This window comes from Spirosoma knui (assembly GCF_054780635.1).
Window position 1 is genome coordinate 171,026 of sequence record NZ_BAAGVY010000012.1, and the last position, 19,788, is coordinate 190,813.

Here is a 19,788-nt window from a genome sequence, read left to right on the forward strand (position 1 = left end):
CGTAGGGGTAACTGGTTAACGATTTTTAAGGAGTTGCCGGGTCAGATAATCGGAAAAATTCTCACCGGCCCGTTCCAGAAACGTCATCCCGATGGGCAGGATATAGAAAGGCCAGGTGTTTCGCTGTTCGGGCGTGAGCAGCGCATCGAGTTTAACCCAGTCTTTTTCGGTGGTTATTACCGCTGCTTCGGTTGGCAGATCGGCCATAATTCGGTCAAGATCAGCCTGCGTGTACGTGTAATGATCAGCGAACCGGTAGTGATTCAGAAGTTGAAACGTCTGGCGAACGTATCGTTCCAGCGGATCGGCATTGGCCAGACCCGATACTAATACAACTTCCCTTAATCCGGGTGCGACAGGTCGGCCGCTAAACGCGACTGGCTGTCCATACTGCAGCCCGGCGAAGAAAATCGGCGTCTGCGGTCGGGCGTATTGCCGAATCTGGCAGGCCATACGTTCCTGATCAGCATCGGAGAGGGTAAGCGGGCATTTCGTGACCACCACCGCATCGGCCCGGTCGGCTCCTCGTCTTGGTTCCCGAAGCCGCCCGGCCGGAAACGGATAATCAGTATAGAACGGCCGGTTAAAATCCATCAGCAGGATATTCAGTTGCGGCCGCACAGCCCGGTGCTGAAACACATCATCGAGCAGGATCAGCGACGTTTCGGGATGGAGTTCCAGTAAACGCTGGATGGCCTCGGCCCGGCGTTCCCCTACGCAGACGCGCACCTGCTGTTTAAATTTCCGGTATAGCTGCAGCGGTTCGTCCCCGATGGTTGCGGCAGTATCGGAATCATCGGCAATCCGAAAACCCGTTGTCTGTCGGCCATATCCCCGGCTGAGCGTAGCCGCTTCGAAGAGCGTAGTAGCACCGGTTGCGGCATACCATTTAATCAAAAATTCGACCATGGGTGTCTTTCCGGTGCCGCCAACGGTCAGGTTACCTACCCCGATTGTGTATATTGAAGGCAAATAGTGTTGGAACAACCCATTGTCGAACAACCAGTTACGCGCCGTCGTTATCAACCCATAAATTCCACTGAGTGGAAGGAGTAACCAGTTATTCACTCAACGTATCGCTAATATTTTCGTAATATTGCCTTTTCCAAGCAGCCAAAAGTAGTACTTTTAGGATTGTGATTACCCGCCCTCACCACTTGTTACAATGAGTCTTAAGGTCGACTACCTCAAATACACGTTGCATTTTCGCTTCGAAGCGGGTACGTCGCGCGGTATCCTGACCGAGAAGACGTCGTATTTGATCAGACTCTATGACGACGAGCATTTAGCCGTTGTTGGCTACGGCGAATGTGGCCCGCTGGTGGGCTTAAGCTACGACGACCGGGCTGATTTTGAAGAGCGTTTAGGCGAGTACTGCCAGGAATTCAACGCGCTTGACCTTCAGCTCTTTAGCTGGAACGTACCCATCATCCTGAATCAACTGATCGGCCAGCAGTTTCCGAGTATTTTATTTGGTTTTGAAACCGCCATGCTCGATTACCTGGCGGGTGGTCGACGGGTCTTGTACACCAACGATTTTTCGGACGGGAACCGTTCGCTGCCTATCAACGGCCTCATCTGGATGGGTAGCCCAGCCTTTATGCGGCAGCAGATTGAAGAGAAACTCAGCGCGGGATACACGACGCTTAAGCTGAAGATTGGCGCTATTGATTTTGAGCAGGAGTGCGACCTGCTGGCCATGATCCGGGACCGCTTCACTCCCGAACAGATTACGCTCCGGGTTGATGCCAACGGCGCGTTTCGCCCCGACGAAGCTATGGCCAAACTCGAGCGGCTGTCGACCTACGGGCTGCATTCGATTGAGCAGCCCATCCGCGCGGGTCAGACGGAGCTAATGGCCGAATTATGTCACCATACGCCCCTGCCTATTGCCCTCGATGAAGAGCTGATCGGGCAGATGGAGTACGTCCATAAGTTTCGGCTACTGAAGAAGATTCAGCCCCAGTACATCATTCTGAAACCGACCCTGCTGGGTGGCCTGCGCCATTGCGACGAGTGGATCGAGCTGGCCGGGCGGCTCAATATTGGCTGGTGGATTACCTCGGCGCTGGAGTCAAACATCGGGCTGAATGCCATTGCTCAATACGTTTCTCAGTTCAAGAATCTGATTCCGCAGGGATTGGGTACGGGCCAGCTCTACCAGAATAATTTCGATAGCCCGCTCACCATTGAACAGGGCCACCTGCGTTACAACGCTACTCAAGCCTGGGATCTAAGTCCTTTAGGGTTAGGTACTATGCAGTCGCGATAATCGGCTACTCACCTATAGTATATCGGTGCGTATTGCTGACGCCTATGCGACACAAAGGCATCAGCAATACAAAATACCCGGAATCTATTCCTTGTGAACGGGTGAACTGTTGTGTACGAGAGCCTCTCCCTCCGGAACACTTATGCTACAGGCAGAAACTCTTTCTTTCGCAGTAGGCTGGCGCTTAGCGACGTAATGACCAACCCAACCGGGAAGATTTCCATAAAAGTCATGGCAAAACGCACCAGCGGATTTTTATAGGCCTCGGCACTCTGCCGGAATTCGTTCATGGCTTTGGTGATTTCCGCCGGGCTGGCTCCACTGTCTTTCAGGCCTAACTCGGTATGCCGGGCGGCCATGTCCATAAAATCCGGAAAAACCGTGTTGTAACAAATTTCCCAGGCGACGCAATACAGCAGTGAAGCGACCAGCGTAATGAGCATACCTACTTTAAAGGCCGTGCCGAAGGTGATGAATCCACCCGCGTGATTATCCCGGTAGGACTTGATGCCAAAGAAGATCAGCGACAAGGCAATGACCATGGTGGCATACCCCACCCATATACCATTGTCAAACGTAATGGTTCCGTTCTGCCACAAGGGAACGTTAACGGCAAACATGCCGCCCACAATAGTACCGGCGATCAGACCGTAGGTTAAAACGATTTTTTTCATGGTTGTTTTTTGGTCAAAACAAGCCAAACTGTTAATCACCTCCCTCACCCAAAAGTATGATTTGTGCCATGACCCGCTGAATCACCCGTTTGGACTAGGCGATCAGCCCTAGCTCCTTGGCTTTCTGGATAGCCTGGGTTCGGCGCTTCGCGTCCAGTTTCAGAAACAGGTTCGAGGTATGCGTTTTAACGGTATTGAGGGAAACAAAGAGCGTATCCGCAATCTCCTGATTCGACAGTCCCTGCGCCATCAGTTCCAGTACTTCGTACTCGCGTTTGCTGATGCCGACCGTTTCCGGAAGTACCCCATTGATTCGACTGTCTGCGGGCACTACGATCACTGGTTTGGTTCGGGTAAGTTTCAAACCCGCCCATACGCCCAGGGCCGTAAACAGAATGGCAACTGTTCCAAGGTATATTTCCAACGGCAGCATGCGTACCAAAAATCGGTATTCCAACAGCTTGAGGGCCGTAACTAAGCCCGCCAGTGCTACGCTATATAAAAGAATGGTCCGTTTCATGCCGTAAAATCAGCCACGAAATGTTGCGCTGGTGACTACAAAAACCAAGAAATCGACGCATCCGTCAAGGGTTGTGACACCTAACCACCCCGGCTCAATTTTATACCCAGTCGATTCCTTTACGTAGCCGTTGTAGCGTCTGCTCTTCGCGGCTGTTCGGTTCAGGATGATGATCGTAGGTCCAGTTAGCTTGCGGAGGCATACTCATCAGAATCGACTCAGTACGTCCGTTGGTTTCCAGACCGAACTTGGTGCCCCTGTCCCACACCAGATTAAATTCCACGTATCGCCCCCGACGTAATAGCTGCCAGTTGGTTTCGCGCTCTCCGTAGGGCAATTCGCGATTCTGTTGCATAAAGTGGGTATAGATCGGCGCAAATGCGTTACCTACGTCCTGCACAAACGCGAACAGACTCGCCTTATGGGCTGCATCCGAAGGTTTCAGATAATCGAAGAAAATACCGCCGACCCCACGGGTTTCCTGCCGGTGCGGTATGTAAAAATAATCGTCGGCCCAGGGCTTAAACTTCGGGTAGTAACTGGCGTCGTGCCGGTCGCAAACCGTTTTAAGTTGCTGATGAAACCACCGAGCATCTTCGTCGACTACGTAATGCGGAGTTAAATCGATGCCTCCTCCAAACCAGCTATGGCCCGTACTCATCTCGAAATACCGGACATTCATGTGAATGATGGGGACCATTGGATTGCGCGGATGCAGCACGATGGATACGCCGGTGGCATAAAACTCAGCCGGTTGGGTCAGATTGAGCGACCGTAACGTAACTTCGGTAGCCTCGCCGTGTACGGCCGAAAAGCCGACCCCGCCTTTTTCGATCACCGCTCCATTCTCCAGGGTTCGTGAGCGTCCCCCGCCCCCACCGGGTCGTTTCCAGGTATCTTCCCGAAAGGTTCCTGTTCCATCGGCTTCGACCAGGGCCTGGCAAATGCGATCCTGTAAGTCGGTGAAGAACGCCGTTATGGTTTCTTTAGAGGTGAGTTGGTCTGAAATCATACCGTAAAGATAAGACCTATTTATTCAGCCAGCCTCAGGGCGTAGCGAACCGGGCGGGGTTTGTCGATCATCAGGAGTAGCCCTTGTTCGGCCATCTGCCGGAGTAATTTACCCGCCCGATAGGCCGATACGTTGATCAGCTTGGCGAACCGATCGGCGGTGATGTTATCGTTTTTGCGCAGGTACTGGATCAGCGTGCGCGCCATCGGCGACCGGATCAGTTCGCCATCGGCAGCCTCGGGGGTAATAATGAGCTTGTTGGTCGGTACAGACTTGTCTCTTGCCCTGACATAAATGGTACGCTTTCCGGCTTCGTCGATAGCCTGATGTGGCTTTTCGCTGCTTTCTGCTACGGTAATGATCAGGACTTTTCGGCCATCGGGGCTTATCGTCTCGTAGCTGACACTCAGCGCTGGTTCGATCAGGCTATCGGTAGCATCCTCGATTTTGCGAACTTCCCTGAACTCCGACGGTACGCCGACAATCTTTCCGTCGTCGGTTACGCCGATCAGCAACGTACCACCCGACGTATTGGCGAAAGCGGCCAGGGTACGGGCAATGCGATGCGCCGACGAAATCTGACGCTTAAACTCTAATCGATTGCTTTCGCCCTGCTCAATAAGCTCGTCAAGTTGGTTGCGGGTCATGTCAGGATAACCAGGCGCTGGTTCTTTTGTTGCTTCGCCCGATCAGCAGTTGCAGAACGTACTATCAACGAAGGTTCGGTTGCCATTTATGTTGATGTAGTAGCAGCCCTTTGGACTCCGGTTGAGCTGATGCCCGTTGTACGTACTTCCGGTACATTCAATATCGACGGCTTCGGTACTATCGCACGAAAAGGCCGTAACGGAAAATAAGGCGATGATATAAAGGTATTTCTTCATGAATCTGGAATCACTACGTAGCAGACGGTCCCGCTGGTTTTGCGCTCTTCTTCCGATGAGTTACGGGGTGTTTGCTACGTTCGTCTTTCGGTATAGTTGGTAAAAATAACGGGCCAAGGAGCCAAATCAAACGTTATAATCTTCTTTTAACCTCGCTCGGCTGCACCTTGACTCAACAGATAAAACGGCCATCGGCCCTAAATCGTATAGCCCACTACGTTCGTGTAAGTCACTGTTTGGTCCGCTCTCGTTTCTATTTGATTCACTCCTAAAAAATATATGAAAAACATGTCACTAGTGGCTTTCTATTGGCATGTAAAGTGCATAGTATTCGGTGACAATGTAATCCTGATACTTGCAAAGGGATGGAAGCAGCTATACAAAACAAATTCCTCAAGCTCATCGATTTCGCCATGCGAAACCACTGGGTCATTCAACTGAAGCATAAAAACAGCTGGCGTACCGTTGAGCCCTACATTGCGGGGGTTCACCAGGGCACTCATTCCACCAGTCTCTACGGCTATTGCCGGGATGTGGTACCTTCTCCCAAAGACGGCAACACGCGCTGGCAGGTCTTTCCGCTCAATGAGGTGGAAGATGTCGAACTTACCTTTTACGAATTTTCCACCCGCTACGACTACGGGGGCACGTTCGATCCCATCCATCCCATCTATTTCAAGGTAGACTGACAGATTGGGGTTTAGGTCGAGGGACATAACGCCTGGCAGTTCCGCTCATCCAGACGGTTGACCTCTCATCCAAAAACCGCTAATTACCGCAACGTTTCACCCGAACGAGTCGTCTTTAGGATGGACTGTCTTCCAGACACTCGTAAAAGTTGAACGCCGAAAGATCGGGCCGGTTGCGTCCGATCTTTTTTGTTGGATGTAACAGTTTAGATGCAACGTCAGCCGATTTTCCCTGTCTTTTACCCGAACCGGTTGCGGCCAGCCCGTGACAGGTGTTTAAGTTAAGAAGTAGTATAGCAAAGCCGGATCAGTTTTGACCCGGCTTTTTTGTTGAAGGCACCACTGATTTGTCAAGAGCTTGTCTAACTATCCTACTAAAGTGACCAACCTGTTTTGAAACAATTCAATACTTCTGGTAAATATTTTGTTACTTCATCAAGGATTTTGGGTTTAAAGTTGAGCGTGCAAAGCCAGACTGCATGAGCGGTCTGGCTTTTTTGTCGATGTATACTCACAAGCCAGAAAAACTACTGATATCTGGCCACTCTGGCGCCGGTCTCTTTGCCTTTCGTACCTCCGCTTAGTAACTATCTCGCACCAATCAGTCAACTATGCACCTTTACTTAAGTAGCTTTATAGGTATTGTATCTTACTGACTGTAAACTAATTCTTTTCTTATGAAACACTTGTTTACTTATCTGTTACTGTTACTTAGTGGCTTCTCTGTGCAAGCCCAAACTATCACCTGGACAGGGGGCACCAGCTCTGATTGGAATACACCGACCAACTGGAACCCCAATGGTGTACCTACGAATAGCAGTGATGTAATTATTCCTAACGTAACCAACGATCCTATTATCGGGTCAACATCGGCCGTTTTAGCCAGGACGGTAGAGGTACAATTTGGCGCGGTGCTCACTATTCAAAACTCAGCAACCTTGACGGTCAACGGCTCGAAGTCAATTAGTAGTGCCACTACCGCCTTTTATAATGCAGGTAGCGTAACAAACAATGGTCTGGTAAGTATTGGTGCCACGGCTGCGGTGGGGCAATATGGTCTTCTCAATCAGTTTGGTACGGTTACTAACAATTCCAGTGGTCAAATCCAGATTAACCGCTCAACGACCGCTGGACTGTATAATCAGTTCAATGCAACCTTTAACAATGCAGGTAGTATTGTCGTTGGGGCTACAGCTTCGGTGGGACAAAATGCACTTCTTAATCAACTTGGCACCTTCAATAACCTCACCGGTGGCCAGATTCAACTTGACAACTCTACCACTGCCGGGCTACTCAACACAGTAGGCACCTTTACCAACTCAGCGCGTATCGTCATTGGTTCTACCTCTCCGGTAGGGCAGTCGGGGCTTGCCAACCAAGGTAACTTTGCAAACAATACCGGCGGTCAGATCGATATCGATCGGTCCTCAGACTATGGATTAGCCAACCAGGCGGGCAGCTTTACCAATGTGGCGGGTATTCGCATCGGCGCAACGGCTCCGGCAGGCAAGAATGGCCTTTATAATTATGCTACTTTTAATAATAACACTGGTGGACAGATCCAGATCGACAACTCCACTGAAATCGGATTAAGAAACGAAGGAGGTACCTTTACCAATGCAGCTAGTATCCGTATTGGTGCTACTTCCTCGGTAGGCCAGTATGGCCTAGGTAACCAGGCGACCTTTACTAATTCTGCTGGTGGCCAGATTCAGATTGACAACGCCACTCAAGCTGGCTTATTTAACTTAACAGGCATCTTTACTAACTCTGCACGTATTGTCATTGGAGCAACTGGCCCTGTGGGTGTCTATGGTCTCCGTAACCAGACTAGCTTTACAAATGCCGCCTGTGCTGTTCTGACGCTGTTTGCTCCAGTTGGGAATGCGGCCACCTTCACCAATCAGGGCTTCCTGACGGTGAACACCACCCAGGCTCATCTTAACTTAGGTACGTTAACTAACAATGGCACCATCGTTTACCCCCAGGGTAATCCCATTCCTGGGGTGATTAACAACAAGCTCACGGCCCTGCCCATCACCACCAGTTGTGAACTAACGGCTAGTCCAGCTTTGCAGGTGGGAGGAAGCAACAATTTGCAGGTAAGCACCACCTGGAGCAAAGATGAAGCGTTAACAACACCGGCTGGCACCTACGATGCCAACACCAACACATTTACGGTTAGCAGTCCAGCTACAGGTGGTACGTATCCCCTCTATTTTACGGTTAATGATCCTCAGGGTAGTTGTAGCCAGGTTGTATCCATTCCCGTAACGGTCAACCTGCCTCCTGCCCCTACGTTAGTGAGCTCAGGCACCATAACTTGTGCCAATCCTACCGTTACGATAGTGGCTACGCCCGCCGACCAGAGCAACTACAGCTTCACAGGTCCTCTATTCACGCAGAATAGCACCAGTGCGACAGCAGTAGTCAGTCAGGAGGGTTCCTACTCGGTAGTTGTGACCGCAGCCAACGGCTGTACGGCTCTGGCTACTACCACCGTTAGCAGCAACACCATAGCGCCTGATGCTACGTTAGCCAGCTCCGCCACCATAACCTGCGCTACTCCTACGGTGACGCTAATTGCTACACCCGCTGAGCAAAGCAATTATGCTTTCACTGGCCCTCTGTTGAGCCAGAGTGGTACCAGTTCAACAGCAGTAGTTAGCCAGGAGGGCTCCTACTCGGTAGTTGTAACTGGTGCCAATGGCTGCACCGCACTGACCACAACGACGGTTAGCAGCAACACCATAGCGCCAACGGTAAGCCTGACGAACACAGGCCCTATATCGTTTACCAACGCTACGTCCACCCTTGTTGCTGTAACCAGCGACAATGTTAGCTACAGCTTTAGTCCCGGAGCCATTCAACAGGGCATGAGTAATATGGCTCAGGTAAGTACCCCAGGTATCTACTCTGTGACGGTAACCCGGCTGGACAACGGCTGTACCGCTACGGCTTCGACGACCGTAACGGGTGGTAACAGTCCAACTGTATGCCGGGGAGGAACGGCAGTGATCAACGTAGCGGTCGATGGTGATCCGGTCAAGTACGAATGGTACAAGAATAGCCTCTCTACGCCTAAGATTATGGAGACGCCCCAGCTTTTCCGGGGCACCGCTACGTCCAGCCTAACGCTGATCAACGCTCAGACTAACACCCAGGGTAACTTCTTCCTCAAAGTGACTGACCGTTCAGGCACCGTGAAGATTTATGGTCCTTACCGGCTGACGGTGGACGCTAGTTGCCGAGCTCGTGAAATCGCCCAACTAGAAACACCCTTACAGGTTGAACTGGCTCCGAACCCCATCCAGCAGGACCGATTACGTGCCATTGTTCGGGGCGCAGAAGGCCACTCCTTACAAGTAGAACTGGTTGATCTAAACGGCAAGCCCATTCGTCAGCAGCGCTGGAGCCAGGCCCAGGCAGAGCACCTGATTGATTGGGACATGCAAGGGCAAACGTCAGCTGTATACGTATTGCAGGTAGTAAGTGGAGCTGGTGCCGGTATGCCTGCTCAACGCCAGAACGTAAAAGTCATCAAGCCTTAATAAGGCACCAGTCTGTTTTATAATCAACGAAGCCGGATCAGTTTGGTCCGGCTTCGTTGTTGGTTAACAAGTGATTGGTCTGTAAAATAATGTCCCGTCATTGTAATGGTAGGTGGGTTGAATTCTCACGTACCGAACATATAGTGTTCTGCGAGTCCATCAATGAGAAAGATACTGCGATAGGTTGACGATCAGCCTAGAAGCGCTTTGGTCAGCAAAAGCCTAAAAGAGATTACTTACTGCACATGAATACCAATCAACCTGATCACTCACGTAGCTCACCATACGTTTGCCCGGCTCCCCAATAGCAGACCGACAAGCGAACGATCAGTGCTGTCTCAGAGCACAGCGAATTTAGTACAACCGAAGCTTACCTGAAGATCTTGTAACGAGCGATCCGGACGAGGACATGGCCGCCGTGTACGGGTAACTACCGCTCCATATTGACGAAATTCTCAACTGCCTGATCCGGCGTCAGTTCGTGGATCGACCACATATCATAGAGGTAATCATAGTCCGGTTGTCGTAGCGGCTGAGTATAGCTGGATTTAAACAGGCGTTTCTGAACGGCACCGAGCCAGGCGTTGTAGTCGTGGCTCTGGCTAAGGAGTTTGAAGAAGTTGAACATACTGCGAGTGAGGATAAGAGATTTACGTTGGCACGATTCGAATATAAGCTTCTCTAGCGAACCTATAGATAAATTACAGCAAATTTAGTACCACCTAATAGTACAGAAGCATCTGCTGATGACGAAAGCGGCAAAAGTCAAAAGCGGTACGCTACTTTGAAACAATCTTCTTTTATCTTGTTTAAAGGGATTAGGTGGTATTCTATTCTGTTATAGAATCAATGTAGCTGTTGCTAGAGTCAATTGTTTCGTTTCACCAGGTTGACTCAACTATCCCCCCCCTCAATACTGCCAGAAATCCTTCAATGGTTTTACATAGATTCCACCATTCATGGTCGTCAGATAGATCTTGTCTCCATAGTGGGCTAGCCCAGTAATCTCACCTCTCGTTTTAGGAATCCCGTCCAATCGGAGTGTTTTTACCTGATTTGACGCCACATCATATTCTTGTAGTTCTTGCTTAACATAAACGACCACCAGTCGATTTTCGATCTGATAAAAAGTCGAAAAGGTAGCTCCATACAAATTTGAGTTCGTTAGTTCATAAAGGTTTGACCAACTTTGACCTCTGTCGGTTGATCTATACAGTCTGAATGAGTTGCTCAGCGGGCCACCAACCGCATAGAGCGCATTGTTGAACAGAAACACGTTTTGCACACTCACCTTGGGTAAGACCGTTTCCAGTTGGCTATCTGGGCCAATTCGTTGCAGCTCGCCCATCAGGGTACTGGCGATTGAATTATCTCCGACGTAATTTCGAGCAGCTTCCACAAAAAGCAACTCCCCAAAGGCATATTTGCCCCAGAACATGGGCGCAAATGTTGAGTTGTTTAATTCAATTGGATGGCCCACTTTACCATCCAGCGGATTACTAACTGGTCTTCCGTTACCATCTAATTGTAGGGTATATAAATACTTAGGAGCTGTCACTGCGTCGAGTTCCACCAAGAGTTGCCCTGACGAGTTAATGGTAATTGCGGACCGTCGTGAAAAAGCCACGTGACCGGTTGGCGTTTGAGGCAGGTTAAAGTCAGCCAACCGGATCGTAAATGGTTGCTGATTTGGTTGTCTATAGGGAAACGCCTGAATGGTACTCTCTGAAGTGAGCACATAAGCGATACCCTGATAGAAGGCGGGTTGCACACCGCTCCAGTACTCATTATAGAGTGAATAATAATAATGAGAGGGTTGTGTAGTGTTTTTTCGAAGCAATGTAAATCCATCCTGCTTCATAAAAATAAGTCCCGCACTATCAGCATATACGCCTAGCGCTCTTCGATTTGATAAGCCAATCAGCGAGTCCACATTCTGCCAGTTCACTACTGTAGGTGCCTTGTCAATCGGCAGTGGATCAACAGAGGGGGTTTGTTTACAACTGGTGTCTTAGCCCCCTATTAGTTGGACAGATTTTCTGAAAAGGTTGTATCATAAACCACCGTTGCCTCCTCCCATTTTTGCTGAGGTGTTATAAATCCAATCGAGCGATGCAATCGATGATGGTTGTAATGGAAAAAATAACGCTTTAGCATTTCTTTCGCTTCATAATAGCTGGCAAATTCATTGCGATCAATCACATCGTGTTCTAGAATGCTGTGAAAGGCTTCAATGTAAGAGTTCTCCTCTGGGGTAGCCACATGAGTGAATTCTTGTTTGACCTCCGAGTTTTTCAAAAACTTACGAACCGAATGGGCAATGAATTGGCTACCATTATCATTTCGCAAAATGACGCCTTTCAACCCATGGCCCTGATTTACTCGTCGAAGCAGATTGATTAAATCCATTTGACGAATGCTACCCTGGAAGACCCAGTCCAGGATTTTGCGGCTATAAACGTCAATAACGCTTAACAAATAGTAGTTTCGTCGTTCACCCTTAACCCAGACGTATTTGATATCCCAGCATAGGTATTCTAGGGGTTTTGTCGCTTCGATACGTTTAAATTTGACGAACTCCCGTTTACCCCCTGTCGATTGTATCATCTTGCCTAAGAGTAAGTTATGCTCTTGCATGAGCCGATATACCTTTTTCTTGTTGATCAGATATTCTTTTTTCAGCTCATACGTAATGTACTCATAGCCGAGCGCATTGAATTCAACGTCCAGTAAGTGCCTGATACTTATTACTACTTGTTGATTATCTACCCACGACCCGTCTAGCTTCATGGTCAACTGGCTGGGCTTTGCCCCAGGCCTACCGGATTGGGGTTGATAGTAATACACGCTGCGGGGCAGGTCAAGCCACTGACATAACAGGGTGCAATTGGCGCGGGCTTCGAACTGTTTCATGAGGGCTAGCTTCTCCTGGATTGAATAGGCGTTTTTTTTAGCAGCTCGCTCTTTATTTCCAATTCTAAAGCCTGTTTTGCTACAATCCGCTTCAGACGTTCATTTTCCTCTTCGAGTGCTCGCAGTTGAGGATCGACGCGTGCATAGGAATCTTTTAGGCCCTCTTTGCCTTTGCTTAAATACTTCAATCGCCACTTGCGCAGCAACGAAGGAGATAGATTGTACTTGCGACAGGTCTCGGCATGGCCGTCACGAATGGCTTCTTGGACGATGGAGTAGCGGTCTTCGGGGGAGAAACTTCGCCTGATTTTGCTCATGATTTCTGAATGTAGTAGGACTAAACTGTTTTTACAATTTTGTCCAACCATTCAGGGGGCTAAGACACTGGTATGCCCCATGACCAACAACACCAGCCAGCCATACATCGTTAGTTTCATAATAGTTTACTGATAGCTCAGGTTGATAAGGCAAGCCAAGGCTCAAGTCTATTTCTTTCAAAACAAGCTAAATTGGGGAACCTACTTACCACATAGTCCAATCCTGTCCCTAGTTTAACTACTCCTTTAGGCCTCATTGACTACTAACGTTCAAGAGCGACATACTTATCAGCGTACAACTAAAGAGTCAGATCCAGTATAGTATTTTCTTAGTAAGCGTTGTAAAACTCAAGTAGCTGTGGTCTGCCGATGCGGTTACAGAAACCCGAAAATAGGTGTCTTTGTTTAGTACGTACACCCTATTTTACTGAATTTCAACTCGAAAAGACAAAGCTCAAAAAGGAATTTTGGCCTAGTACCGACTTTTGCAACAGCCACCAATTATTGGACGATTTATGAACAAGTCAGTAAAGTCGCTGCATTGTGAAAGCACTTGATCTTACTAGTAGCTTGGTGTACCACCTGTTCACTTTACAGACTTACTCACGGGTCAGTAATTCAGACCTTGTAATTAAGGTTGCACTTAGTACACATTTTAAATAAAAACCCCGAAATCTGTTGGATTCCGGGGTTTTTGTGGAGACGGAGAGATTCGAACTCTCGTCCAGTCAAGGAACTCGTCGTGCTTTCTACATGCTTAGGTATGCTTGGGATTGTCGGGAATCGGCCCGGTGCATACCAGACCAAGCGTCATCCGTAGGTGCTTGTGTCTTACTCGGCCGTTAACACCATAAACCGAGCCAGCGCTGCGAGTCGATGCCTCCTGATCCAGCCAGCAGCACGTAGGCCGGGGAGACAATGGCTATTGCTTAATCCTCCGGATTAGGCAGCCATGGCGTAGTTATACTCGCCAGTTATTGTTTTGACGATTTGTTCGGGTCGGGAAATACCGTCAACTCCCGGCATGCTTACACGCGACCTCTGCAAGCTGTCAATTCCGGTCGTCCCCAAAAGTGACCCAGTAAGGGCGTGTTCTATCTAAACGCAAATATAAGGCTTTTGGTTCGGGTTCCGCTCTCTTACCTCAACGTTCGTATTGCCTAAGTTTATAAACTTATGTAGTTTAGATTAGTTAAGCCGCTACCCGACACCGTCCGGCAATATCGGCAAAACAGCTATGATCAGTACGCCCTTTGAAACCACATTATATCAGCACCTGACGCCTTTTTTCGCCAGGCATCAGTACGTACTGCTCCCCGATAAGCGGCAGTATCGGCGACCGTTAGAGACTGGTTTTCAGAATGTAATTCTGTCACCTTCGTTCTACAGCGATGAAACGATGCTGGAGGTGAATTTCGGATGCCGTAACCACCAGATTGAACAGATTGCCCAGCAGTTTTTGAACAACATGGCTGACTACCGGCCCGATGCCAACACGCTCATTATCTCCATCGGCAAATACAGCGGGCTGGACTATTTTCGGTATAAACTGCATACCACCGACGAACTGCTGAACGCCTGCGCCGAAATCGAAGCGTTTTTTACCGAACAGGGCTTCGAGTTTCTGAACCGGGCTTCGTCGCTGGCTACGCTCGATCAGTTGCTGAACGATCACCCCAGCCAACCCTGTCGTTACGTCTACAACCAGACGCACCGCTGCTACAAAGGCCTGATTGCCGCGCGACTGAATCACAATCCGCATTTCGACGGATTAATTGACAGTTATCGGCATTTGCTGGTTCGGCAAACCCAGAACCCGCACGAACAACTGCATTTCGAGCGCCTGATCGCGTATTTGCAGCATTATTCGGCGAATTGAAAAGGGGGAGGAAAGGGAATAAAGGGAAAAGTGGGAGGAAGGGGAAAAGGGATAGAACTTGTGTAGTTACCTCATCCCCTTCTTCCTTTACTCCCCTTCCTCCAACTCTTCCCTCTCCTCCTTCTCCTACCCCTTTTTCACAAACTGTACCATAGCCGTAACCAGGCCGGGGCTAAGCGGAAGCGACGGATTGGTGTATGTTTTCAGGTTTTCGGTACGGTCGGATGGCGCGTCTTTCAGGATGTGGTTCATCGACTCAATCAGCAGTACCTCCGCATCGGGTCGGGCGGCTTTCAGCAGCTCGGCTTCGGTAACAGGTACCTGTACATCATGCCGACCGTTGATCAGCAGTACGTTCGCGTTCAGCTTTTTCAGCTCTGCCGTCGGTTCGTACTTCATCCAGGAAATCAATCCTGGCTGATTTTTAGGGCCAAACAGCGAAAACAGAAACGGATTTACCCGATTGACCCGGTGCCCCGCCCGCAGAGAGTCGATAATCTGGTATGATACCGCCCTCAGCGTGTCGGGAAGGCCCGCCCGAAGCTGCTCTTTCAGTACATCGGCAATGTTACGTCCCGGTCCGGCGATGGATATAAATTTGGACAGCTTCGTTTGCTGAGCGGCCAGCATACCCACCAGCGACCCCTCACTGTGCCCGGCCACAATTACGTTCGAAAATCGCTTATCGGCCTGTAGCTGACAAATAAAACCAACGGCGTCACTTACATAATAATCGAACCTATGCTCCTGGGGTTTGAGGATCGCTGCAGCCCCGATCAGATTGGTTCCCGAGCCCCGTTTATCGTACCGGGCTACAGCAATGCCCTGCCGAACGAGACTGTCTGCCAGCATTTTAAATGCGTTCGTTTTCAGACTATAACCGCTATTACAGTCGCGGTCGGTGGGTCCCGAACCGGCAATCAACAAAACAACGGGCACGGGACCAGTGGCCTGATTGGGGATCGTCAACGTACCATCGATGGTTAGATTTGCCCCGGCCGGTACGTTGATTTTGTAATGAAGAGGCTCCTCCGTTTGCGCAAAGCTGGTTAGTCCGGCCAGCAGATACACCAAGAGATTAAAAATGGATTTCATGGTAAGTGACTCGTTACGTTCAGATTAGGTGTTATTTCCCTCACCCCCAACCCCTCTCCCGGTAGGGAGAGGGGAGATGAGATTGAAGTTAATTCATCAAAAGAGTTGCTGCCGTACGGCCCTTCGACTCCGCTCAGGGTGACATTCACCACTGGGTGTTTAAGCAAATACAACTTGGCAAGCTGTCACCTTGAGCGGAGTTGAAGGGCTAGGCATCAGTAATGCACAATCACCTAACAAGTTTCTCCTGCCGGAAGTAGATATACGAGTAGACAACGGGAATGAATACCGATAGCAACGTAACGCCGACAACCAACCCGCTTTTGTAGGGCACAGGAACGAGCAACGCAAGCACCGTGCTGATTACTCCTCCGGCCAGCATCACCCGGCCACCCAGTTGATGCGTTCTTCGCCAGACGGTCTCGCTCTCCAAAGTCCAGGGGGTACGTATACCCACGAAATAGTTAGGCTTTACGCTGTTCATCAGGTTACCAAGACACGCCACGAGCAGTCCAACGCCAACCAGCACACTGGTCCCCAGCATTTCCGGGCTTACGCCTTTCCAGGATACCGTCCACATCCAAATCAGAAAAGCAGCCCAGAAGACCATGATAATCCAGCGTATTTTCTGAAACAAGGCCGTGTCAAGATTTTTACGGGGGTCAAGACGCGGCACGTACCGAAATGTCAGGTATAGAAACACCGTCAATCCGGCCATGCCAAAGGCCAGCTGCTCTTTGGGGTCGTAGCGGTCCGGTTTTCCGTTGGGCCCATAGTGACCCGGAATGGTATCGGGTAATTCCGTCCAGATGTAGGCAAGGTAGATAAACGGGATCAGCAGCATCCCGATCAGCAGGAATTCAGACGCGGTTGATTTGCGGTTCATGAGTATACGGTTTAGTGAGGATGTTCGGTTTTCGGTTCGGGCGTGGGCGTCTCCGATTTCTGAAAGCCCAGCAGCCAGGCCAGCAGTTCATCGAGCACCGTCGTGTTCAGCGAATAGGTAATGAACTGCCCTTTCTTCACCGACTCAACCAGTCCCGCCTGGCGAAGTAGATCGAGGTGGTGCGAAATACTTGGTTTACTCATGTCGAAGCGCTCGGCAATTTCTCCGGCATTCAGATCACCATCCCGCAGCAGATCCAGGATTTGTCGGCGGGTCGGGTCATTCAGGGCTTTGAAAAGCGTGTTCATACTATTCGTTAAACGATTAGACAAATATCTAATTAATTATTTAGACAACCATCTAATTATTAGTAAACGGTTATTCATGCGTGTATGCCCTCACCCCTGTCCCCCTCCCAAAACGGGAGAGGGGGATTATACGACTGATGCAAGTGAGTGGATGATGATTTTGTCATCTCGAGCCTGCGAGAGATCTTCTGACCAGACTGACAATCCTTCCGGTCACAGAAGATCTCTCGCAGGCTCGAGATGACAAAAACCGGCTATTATGACTCAAGTGACTTATCCATAATTAACAATAACTATTCGTGAACGATTAATTATGGAGTCTGCTACATATGAATACGGTTAACGCGAGAAATAGCCTGCCAGGCATAGTTCATCGGCAAACGAACGCCATTCGTGGAAACTGACGGGTTTGGGCGCGACCTGATACACCTCCAGAGCTTCTGCTTTCAGGACAACATCCTGCTTTAACTGCTGGCTAAACAGCACCGTACGTAAAGCCTGCGTGGTTGGGTTGTTCTTTAAGCGTTCGATCAGCCGTAAGCCATCTTCGTCGGGCAAGTAATAGTCAACGACCAGAAGCGAAGGTAAATTCGGCGTTTTAGCGATTTCGGCCAGTAGCGTTCTGCTGTCCGGAAAACAAACAATCTGGCACGTTAGGTGCTCAAGTCTAAAGGCCCGGGTAACGATATCCGCTATGTGCTCGTCATCGTCGACTAACCAGATTGTGGCGTTTTGGCGCATGATACGTTGTAGTTAACTCCTGGCCTGGTACATGCTTATACACTGACAGGTAAGTTTGCTGTTTAACGTGTAACCACAAAAGATTGATTTAAGCTAAAATACGGCCAACTTATTTTGACGTATAGGATAGACAAACCGCTTGTTACGTAGTCCACTCAGGCGGAACACCAACGGGAAAGGTGATTGTCTCATAGTGATGATCTAAGATCCAATCCCGATTTTTGTGGCCTGGCTTTACGAACACAATGATTACTTCTTCAACAAATTCAGCGCTGGAAACCGAAGTCCGTCGGTTGATTGACAATAAAACCAAACCACTCGGAGCCCTGGGCCGTCTGGAAGAACTCGCGCTGCAAATTGCCCTGATTCAACAAACCACAACGCCTGTTCTGCAAAATCCGCACCTGCTGGTTTTCGCCGGTGACCACGGCCTGGCTGCTGAAGGCGTCAGCGCTTATCCGGCTGCGGTGACCTATGGCATGGTGAAGAATTTCATTGCGGGCGGGGCCGCAATCAATGTATTCTGCCGCCAGAACGACCTCAAGCTGCTGGTGTGCGACGTGGGTGTCAACGGTACGTTCGCCGAGAACACCACCGAGTTTGTCAAGTTCAAGATTCGGCCCGGCACCCGCAACATGCGCCACGAACCGGCCATGACCGACGAGGAGTGCGCAGCCGCTATTGATGCGGGTAAAACGCTGGTCAACGGCGTACACTATCGCGACTGTAACGTAGTCGGCTTCGGCGATATGGGAATCGGCAATACGTCGTCAGCGGCTTTGCTGATGCATCGGTTCATGAACATGCCGCTGGATCAATGCGTGGGACGGGGTACCGGCCTCGACGATGCCGGGCTGGCTCGTAAACTCTCCGTGCTGCAAGACGTAGCAGATCAGTACACGGCCCTGACCGAACCAATGGCGATTCTGGCGGCTATGGGCGGACTGGAAATTGCGGCCATTGCCGGGGGTATGATTCAGGCGGCCGAGAATGGCATGATTATTCTGGTCGACGGCTTTATTGCTACGTCGGCTCTGCTGGCTGCGCAGGCCCTGAGCCCAGCGGTGGTGCAGCACTGCATTTTCTGCCACCAGTCCGATGAGCAAGGTCACAAGCGGATGCTTACGCATCTGGGCGCTAGTCCGCTGCTCGACCTGGGCCTCCGCCTGGGCGAAGGAACTGGCTGCGCCCTCGCCTACCCCATTGTGGCGGCTGCGGTTACTATGCTCAACAACATGGCCACTATGGACGTATTATGAGACTATTCTTTACGGCACTGATGTTTTACACCCGTCTGCCAGTGCCAAAGTCTATCGATCACTCGGCCGACGCCCTAAACCGGTCGACGCTCTTTTTTCCGCTGATCGGCTGGATTGTGGGGGCAATGGGCGTTGGTGTGTACTGGCTGGGCACGGTCCTGTTCCCCCCCCAGTTTCTGCCGGTATTGTTCAGCATGATCGCAACGGTCTGGGTTACGGGCGCATTTCACGAAGACGGATTTGCGGACGTTTGCGACGGGTTCGGCGGGGGCTGGTCTAAAACCCAGATCCTGACTATTATGAAAGACAGTCGGCTCGGTACATACGGCACCATCGGCCTGGGGTTGCTGCTGGCTGTCAAGTTTTTTGCCTTGCAGGCAATGCTGTCGGTGGAAGCTTTTGGCTGGGCGGTTGCGTTGAAGTATGTATCGGCGCACAGTCTGAGCCGGCTGACAGCCGCGACGGTGATCCGGTCTTTACCCTACGCCCGCGAAGATGCCGAATCGAAAGCCAAGCCCATAGCCCAGGGCATTACGTCCGTTCAACTGGCTATCGCTGCGTTGTTTGGGCTGGCTCCCCTGCTGGCGCTGGTGGCGTATAGTGGCCTATGGATCTACCTGACCTTCCTGATTCCGCTGGCGCTCGTCCGTTGGCGGCTGATCCGATTTTTCAACAAATGGCTGGAAGGCTATACCGGCGACTGTCTGGGCGCTACCCAGCAGCTCACCGAAGTAATTGTGTATCTGTCGTTCGTTTCCCTCCTCTGGGTTTCTGTTTAATCTTACTTT

Annotated in this window: 20 protein-coding genes and 1 other RNA gene; 6 read left to right on the plus strand and 15 right to left on the minus strand. The window is 50.2% G+C overall.

Annotation, left to right across the window (positions count from 1 at the left end):
- Positions 1-15: 15 nt before the first annotated feature.
- Positions 16-1,068, minus strand: a complete 1,053-nt coding sequence (gene lpxK / locus ACYVIY_RS22550) for a tetraacyldisaccharide 4'-kinase (protein WP_460978666.1) — start codon at positions 1,066-1,068, stop codon at positions 16-18.
- Positions 1,069-1,165: 97 nt separating this feature from the next.
- On the opposite strand from lpxK, the gene ACYVIY_RS22555 reads away from it, so the two are divergent.
- Positions 1,166-2,272: an o-succinylbenzoate synthase gene (locus ACYVIY_RS22555; protein ID WP_460978667.1), complete on the plus strand. Its 1,107-nt coding sequence runs from the start codon at positions 1,166-1,168 to the stop codon at positions 2,270-2,272.
- A gap of 140 nt (positions 2,273-2,412) precedes the next feature.
- On the opposite strand, the gene ACYVIY_RS22560 is transcribed toward ACYVIY_RS22555, so the two are convergent.
- The 5 genes from ACYVIY_RS22560 to ACYVIY_RS22580 all read right to left on the minus strand — a co-directional run bounded on the left by ACYVIY_RS22560 (position 2,413) and on the right by ACYVIY_RS22580 (position 5,362).
- Positions 2,413-2,946 (minus strand): DUF4199 domain-containing protein, encoded by a 534-nt coding sequence (locus ACYVIY_RS22560; RefSeq protein ID WP_460978668.1) that lies wholly within the window; start codon positions 2,944-2,946, stop codon positions 2,413-2,415.
- 94 nt (positions 2,947-3,040) lie between these two features.
- On the minus strand, positions 3,041-3,466 hold the full coding sequence (locus tag ACYVIY_RS22565; protein WP_460978669.1) for a response regulator transcription factor: 426 nt from the start codon (positions 3,464-3,466) through the stop codon (positions 3,041-3,043).
- A gap of 100 nt (positions 3,467-3,566) precedes the next feature.
- Positions 3,567-4,478 carry an oxygen-dependent coproporphyrinogen oxidase gene (hemF, locus tag ACYVIY_RS22570; protein ID WP_460978670.1) on the minus strand — a complete coding sequence of 304 codons (912 nt, stop codon included), beginning with the start codon at positions 4,476-4,478 and terminating at the stop codon, positions 3,567-3,569.
- A 20-nt stretch (positions 4,479-4,498) separates the two neighbouring features.
- On the minus strand, positions 4,499-5,125 hold the full coding sequence (locus ACYVIY_RS22575) for an AlbA family DNA-binding domain-containing protein (protein ID WP_460978671.1): 627 nt from the start codon (positions 5,123-5,125) through the stop codon (positions 4,499-4,501).
- Between the two features lie 42 nt (positions 5,126-5,167).
- On the minus strand, positions 5,168-5,362 hold the full coding sequence (locus ACYVIY_RS22580) for a hypothetical protein (protein ID WP_460978672.1): 195 nt from the start codon (positions 5,360-5,362) through the stop codon (positions 5,168-5,170).
- Positions 5,363-5,727: 365 nt separating this feature from the next.
- On the opposite strand from ACYVIY_RS22580, the gene ACYVIY_RS22585 reads away from it, so the two are divergent.
- Positions 5,728-6,051: a hypothetical protein gene (locus tag ACYVIY_RS22585; protein WP_460978673.1), complete on the plus strand. Its 324-nt coding sequence runs from the start codon at positions 5,728-5,730 to the stop codon at positions 6,049-6,051.
- A gap of 677 nt (positions 6,052-6,728) precedes the next feature.
- Positions 6,729-9,602, plus strand: a complete 2,874-nt coding sequence (locus ACYVIY_RS22590) for a hypothetical protein (RefSeq protein ID WP_460978675.1) — start codon at positions 6,729-6,731, stop codon at positions 9,600-9,602.
- A 430-nt stretch (positions 9,603-10,032) separates the two neighbouring features.
- Here ACYVIY_RS22590 and ACYVIY_RS22595 read toward each other — a convergent pair whose 3' ends face one another.
- From ACYVIY_RS22595 to ssrA, 5 genes are all read right to left on the minus strand, one after another.
- A complete protein-coding gene (locus ACYVIY_RS22595) occupies positions 10,033-10,230 on the minus strand; it encodes a hypothetical protein (protein WP_460978676.1) in 198 nt (65 codons plus the stop codon).
- Between the two features lie 282 nt (positions 10,231-10,512).
- Positions 10,513-11,550, minus strand: coding sequence for a hypothetical protein (locus tag ACYVIY_RS22600; protein ID WP_460978677.1), 1,038 nt, complete (start codon positions 11,548-11,550; stop codon positions 10,513-10,515).
- 74 nt (positions 11,551-11,624) lie between these two features.
- On the minus strand, positions 11,625-12,515 hold the full coding sequence (locus ACYVIY_RS22605; RefSeq protein ID WP_460978678.1) for an IS3 family transposase: 891 nt from the start codon (positions 12,513-12,515) through the stop codon (positions 11,625-11,627).
- A 5-nt stretch (positions 12,516-12,520) separates the two neighbouring features.
- Positions 12,521-12,832, minus strand: a complete 312-nt coding sequence (locus tag ACYVIY_RS22610) for a transposase (RefSeq protein ID WP_460978680.1) — start codon at positions 12,830-12,832, stop codon at positions 12,521-12,523.
- 694 nt (positions 12,833-13,526) lie between these two features.
- Positions 13,527-13,901, minus strand: a transfer-messenger RNA (tmRNA) gene (gene ssrA, locus ACYVIY_RS22615).
- Positions 13,902-14,069: 168 nt separating this feature from the next.
- Here ssrA and ACYVIY_RS22620 point away from each other — a divergent pair.
- On the plus strand, positions 14,070-14,711 hold the full coding sequence (locus tag ACYVIY_RS22620) for a hypothetical protein (RefSeq protein ID WP_460978681.1): 642 nt from the start codon (positions 14,070-14,072) through the stop codon (positions 14,709-14,711).
- Positions 14,712-14,837: 126 nt separating this feature from the next.
- Here the strand turns inward: ACYVIY_RS22620 and ACYVIY_RS22625 are convergent, their stop codons facing one another.
- The 4 genes from ACYVIY_RS22625 to ACYVIY_RS22640 form a co-directional block, all read right to left on the minus strand.
- Complete coding sequence (locus tag ACYVIY_RS22625) at positions 14,838-15,806, minus strand: alpha/beta hydrolase (RefSeq protein ID WP_460978682.1); 969 nt, start codon at positions 15,804-15,806, stop codon at positions 14,838-14,840.
- 229 nt (positions 15,807-16,035) lie between these two features.
- Positions 16,036-16,692 (minus strand): SdpI family protein, encoded by a 657-nt coding sequence (locus ACYVIY_RS22630; RefSeq protein WP_460978683.1) that lies wholly within the window; start codon positions 16,690-16,692, stop codon positions 16,036-16,038.
- An 11-nt stretch (positions 16,693-16,703) separates the two neighbouring features.
- Positions 16,704-17,000, minus strand: coding sequence for an autorepressor SdpR family transcription factor (locus ACYVIY_RS22635; RefSeq protein WP_460978684.1), 297 nt, complete (start codon positions 16,998-17,000; stop codon positions 16,704-16,706).
- 339 nt (positions 17,001-17,339) lie between these two features.
- Entirely contained in the window at positions 17,340-17,741 is a 402-nt protein-coding gene (locus ACYVIY_RS22640) for a response regulator (protein WP_460978686.1), read from the minus strand.
- Positions 17,742-17,986: 245 nt separating this feature from the next.
- Between ACYVIY_RS22640 and cobT the strand changes: the two genes are divergently transcribed.
- Both cobT and ACYVIY_RS22650 read left to right on the plus strand, forming a co-directional pair.
- Positions 17,987-19,000, plus strand: coding sequence for a nicotinate-nucleotide--dimethylbenzimidazole phosphoribosyltransferase (gene cobT / locus ACYVIY_RS22645; protein WP_460978687.1), 1,014 nt, complete (start codon positions 17,987-17,989; stop codon positions 18,998-19,000).
- Positions 18,997-19,779 carry an adenosylcobinamide-GDP ribazoletransferase gene (locus ACYVIY_RS22650; protein ID WP_460978688.1) on the plus strand — a complete coding sequence of 261 codons (783 nt, stop codon included), beginning with the start codon at positions 18,997-18,999 and terminating at the stop codon, positions 19,777-19,779. The genes cobT and ACYVIY_RS22650 overlap by 4 nt, the downstream gene beginning before the upstream one ends.
- Positions 19,780-19,788 lie beyond the last annotated feature (9 nt).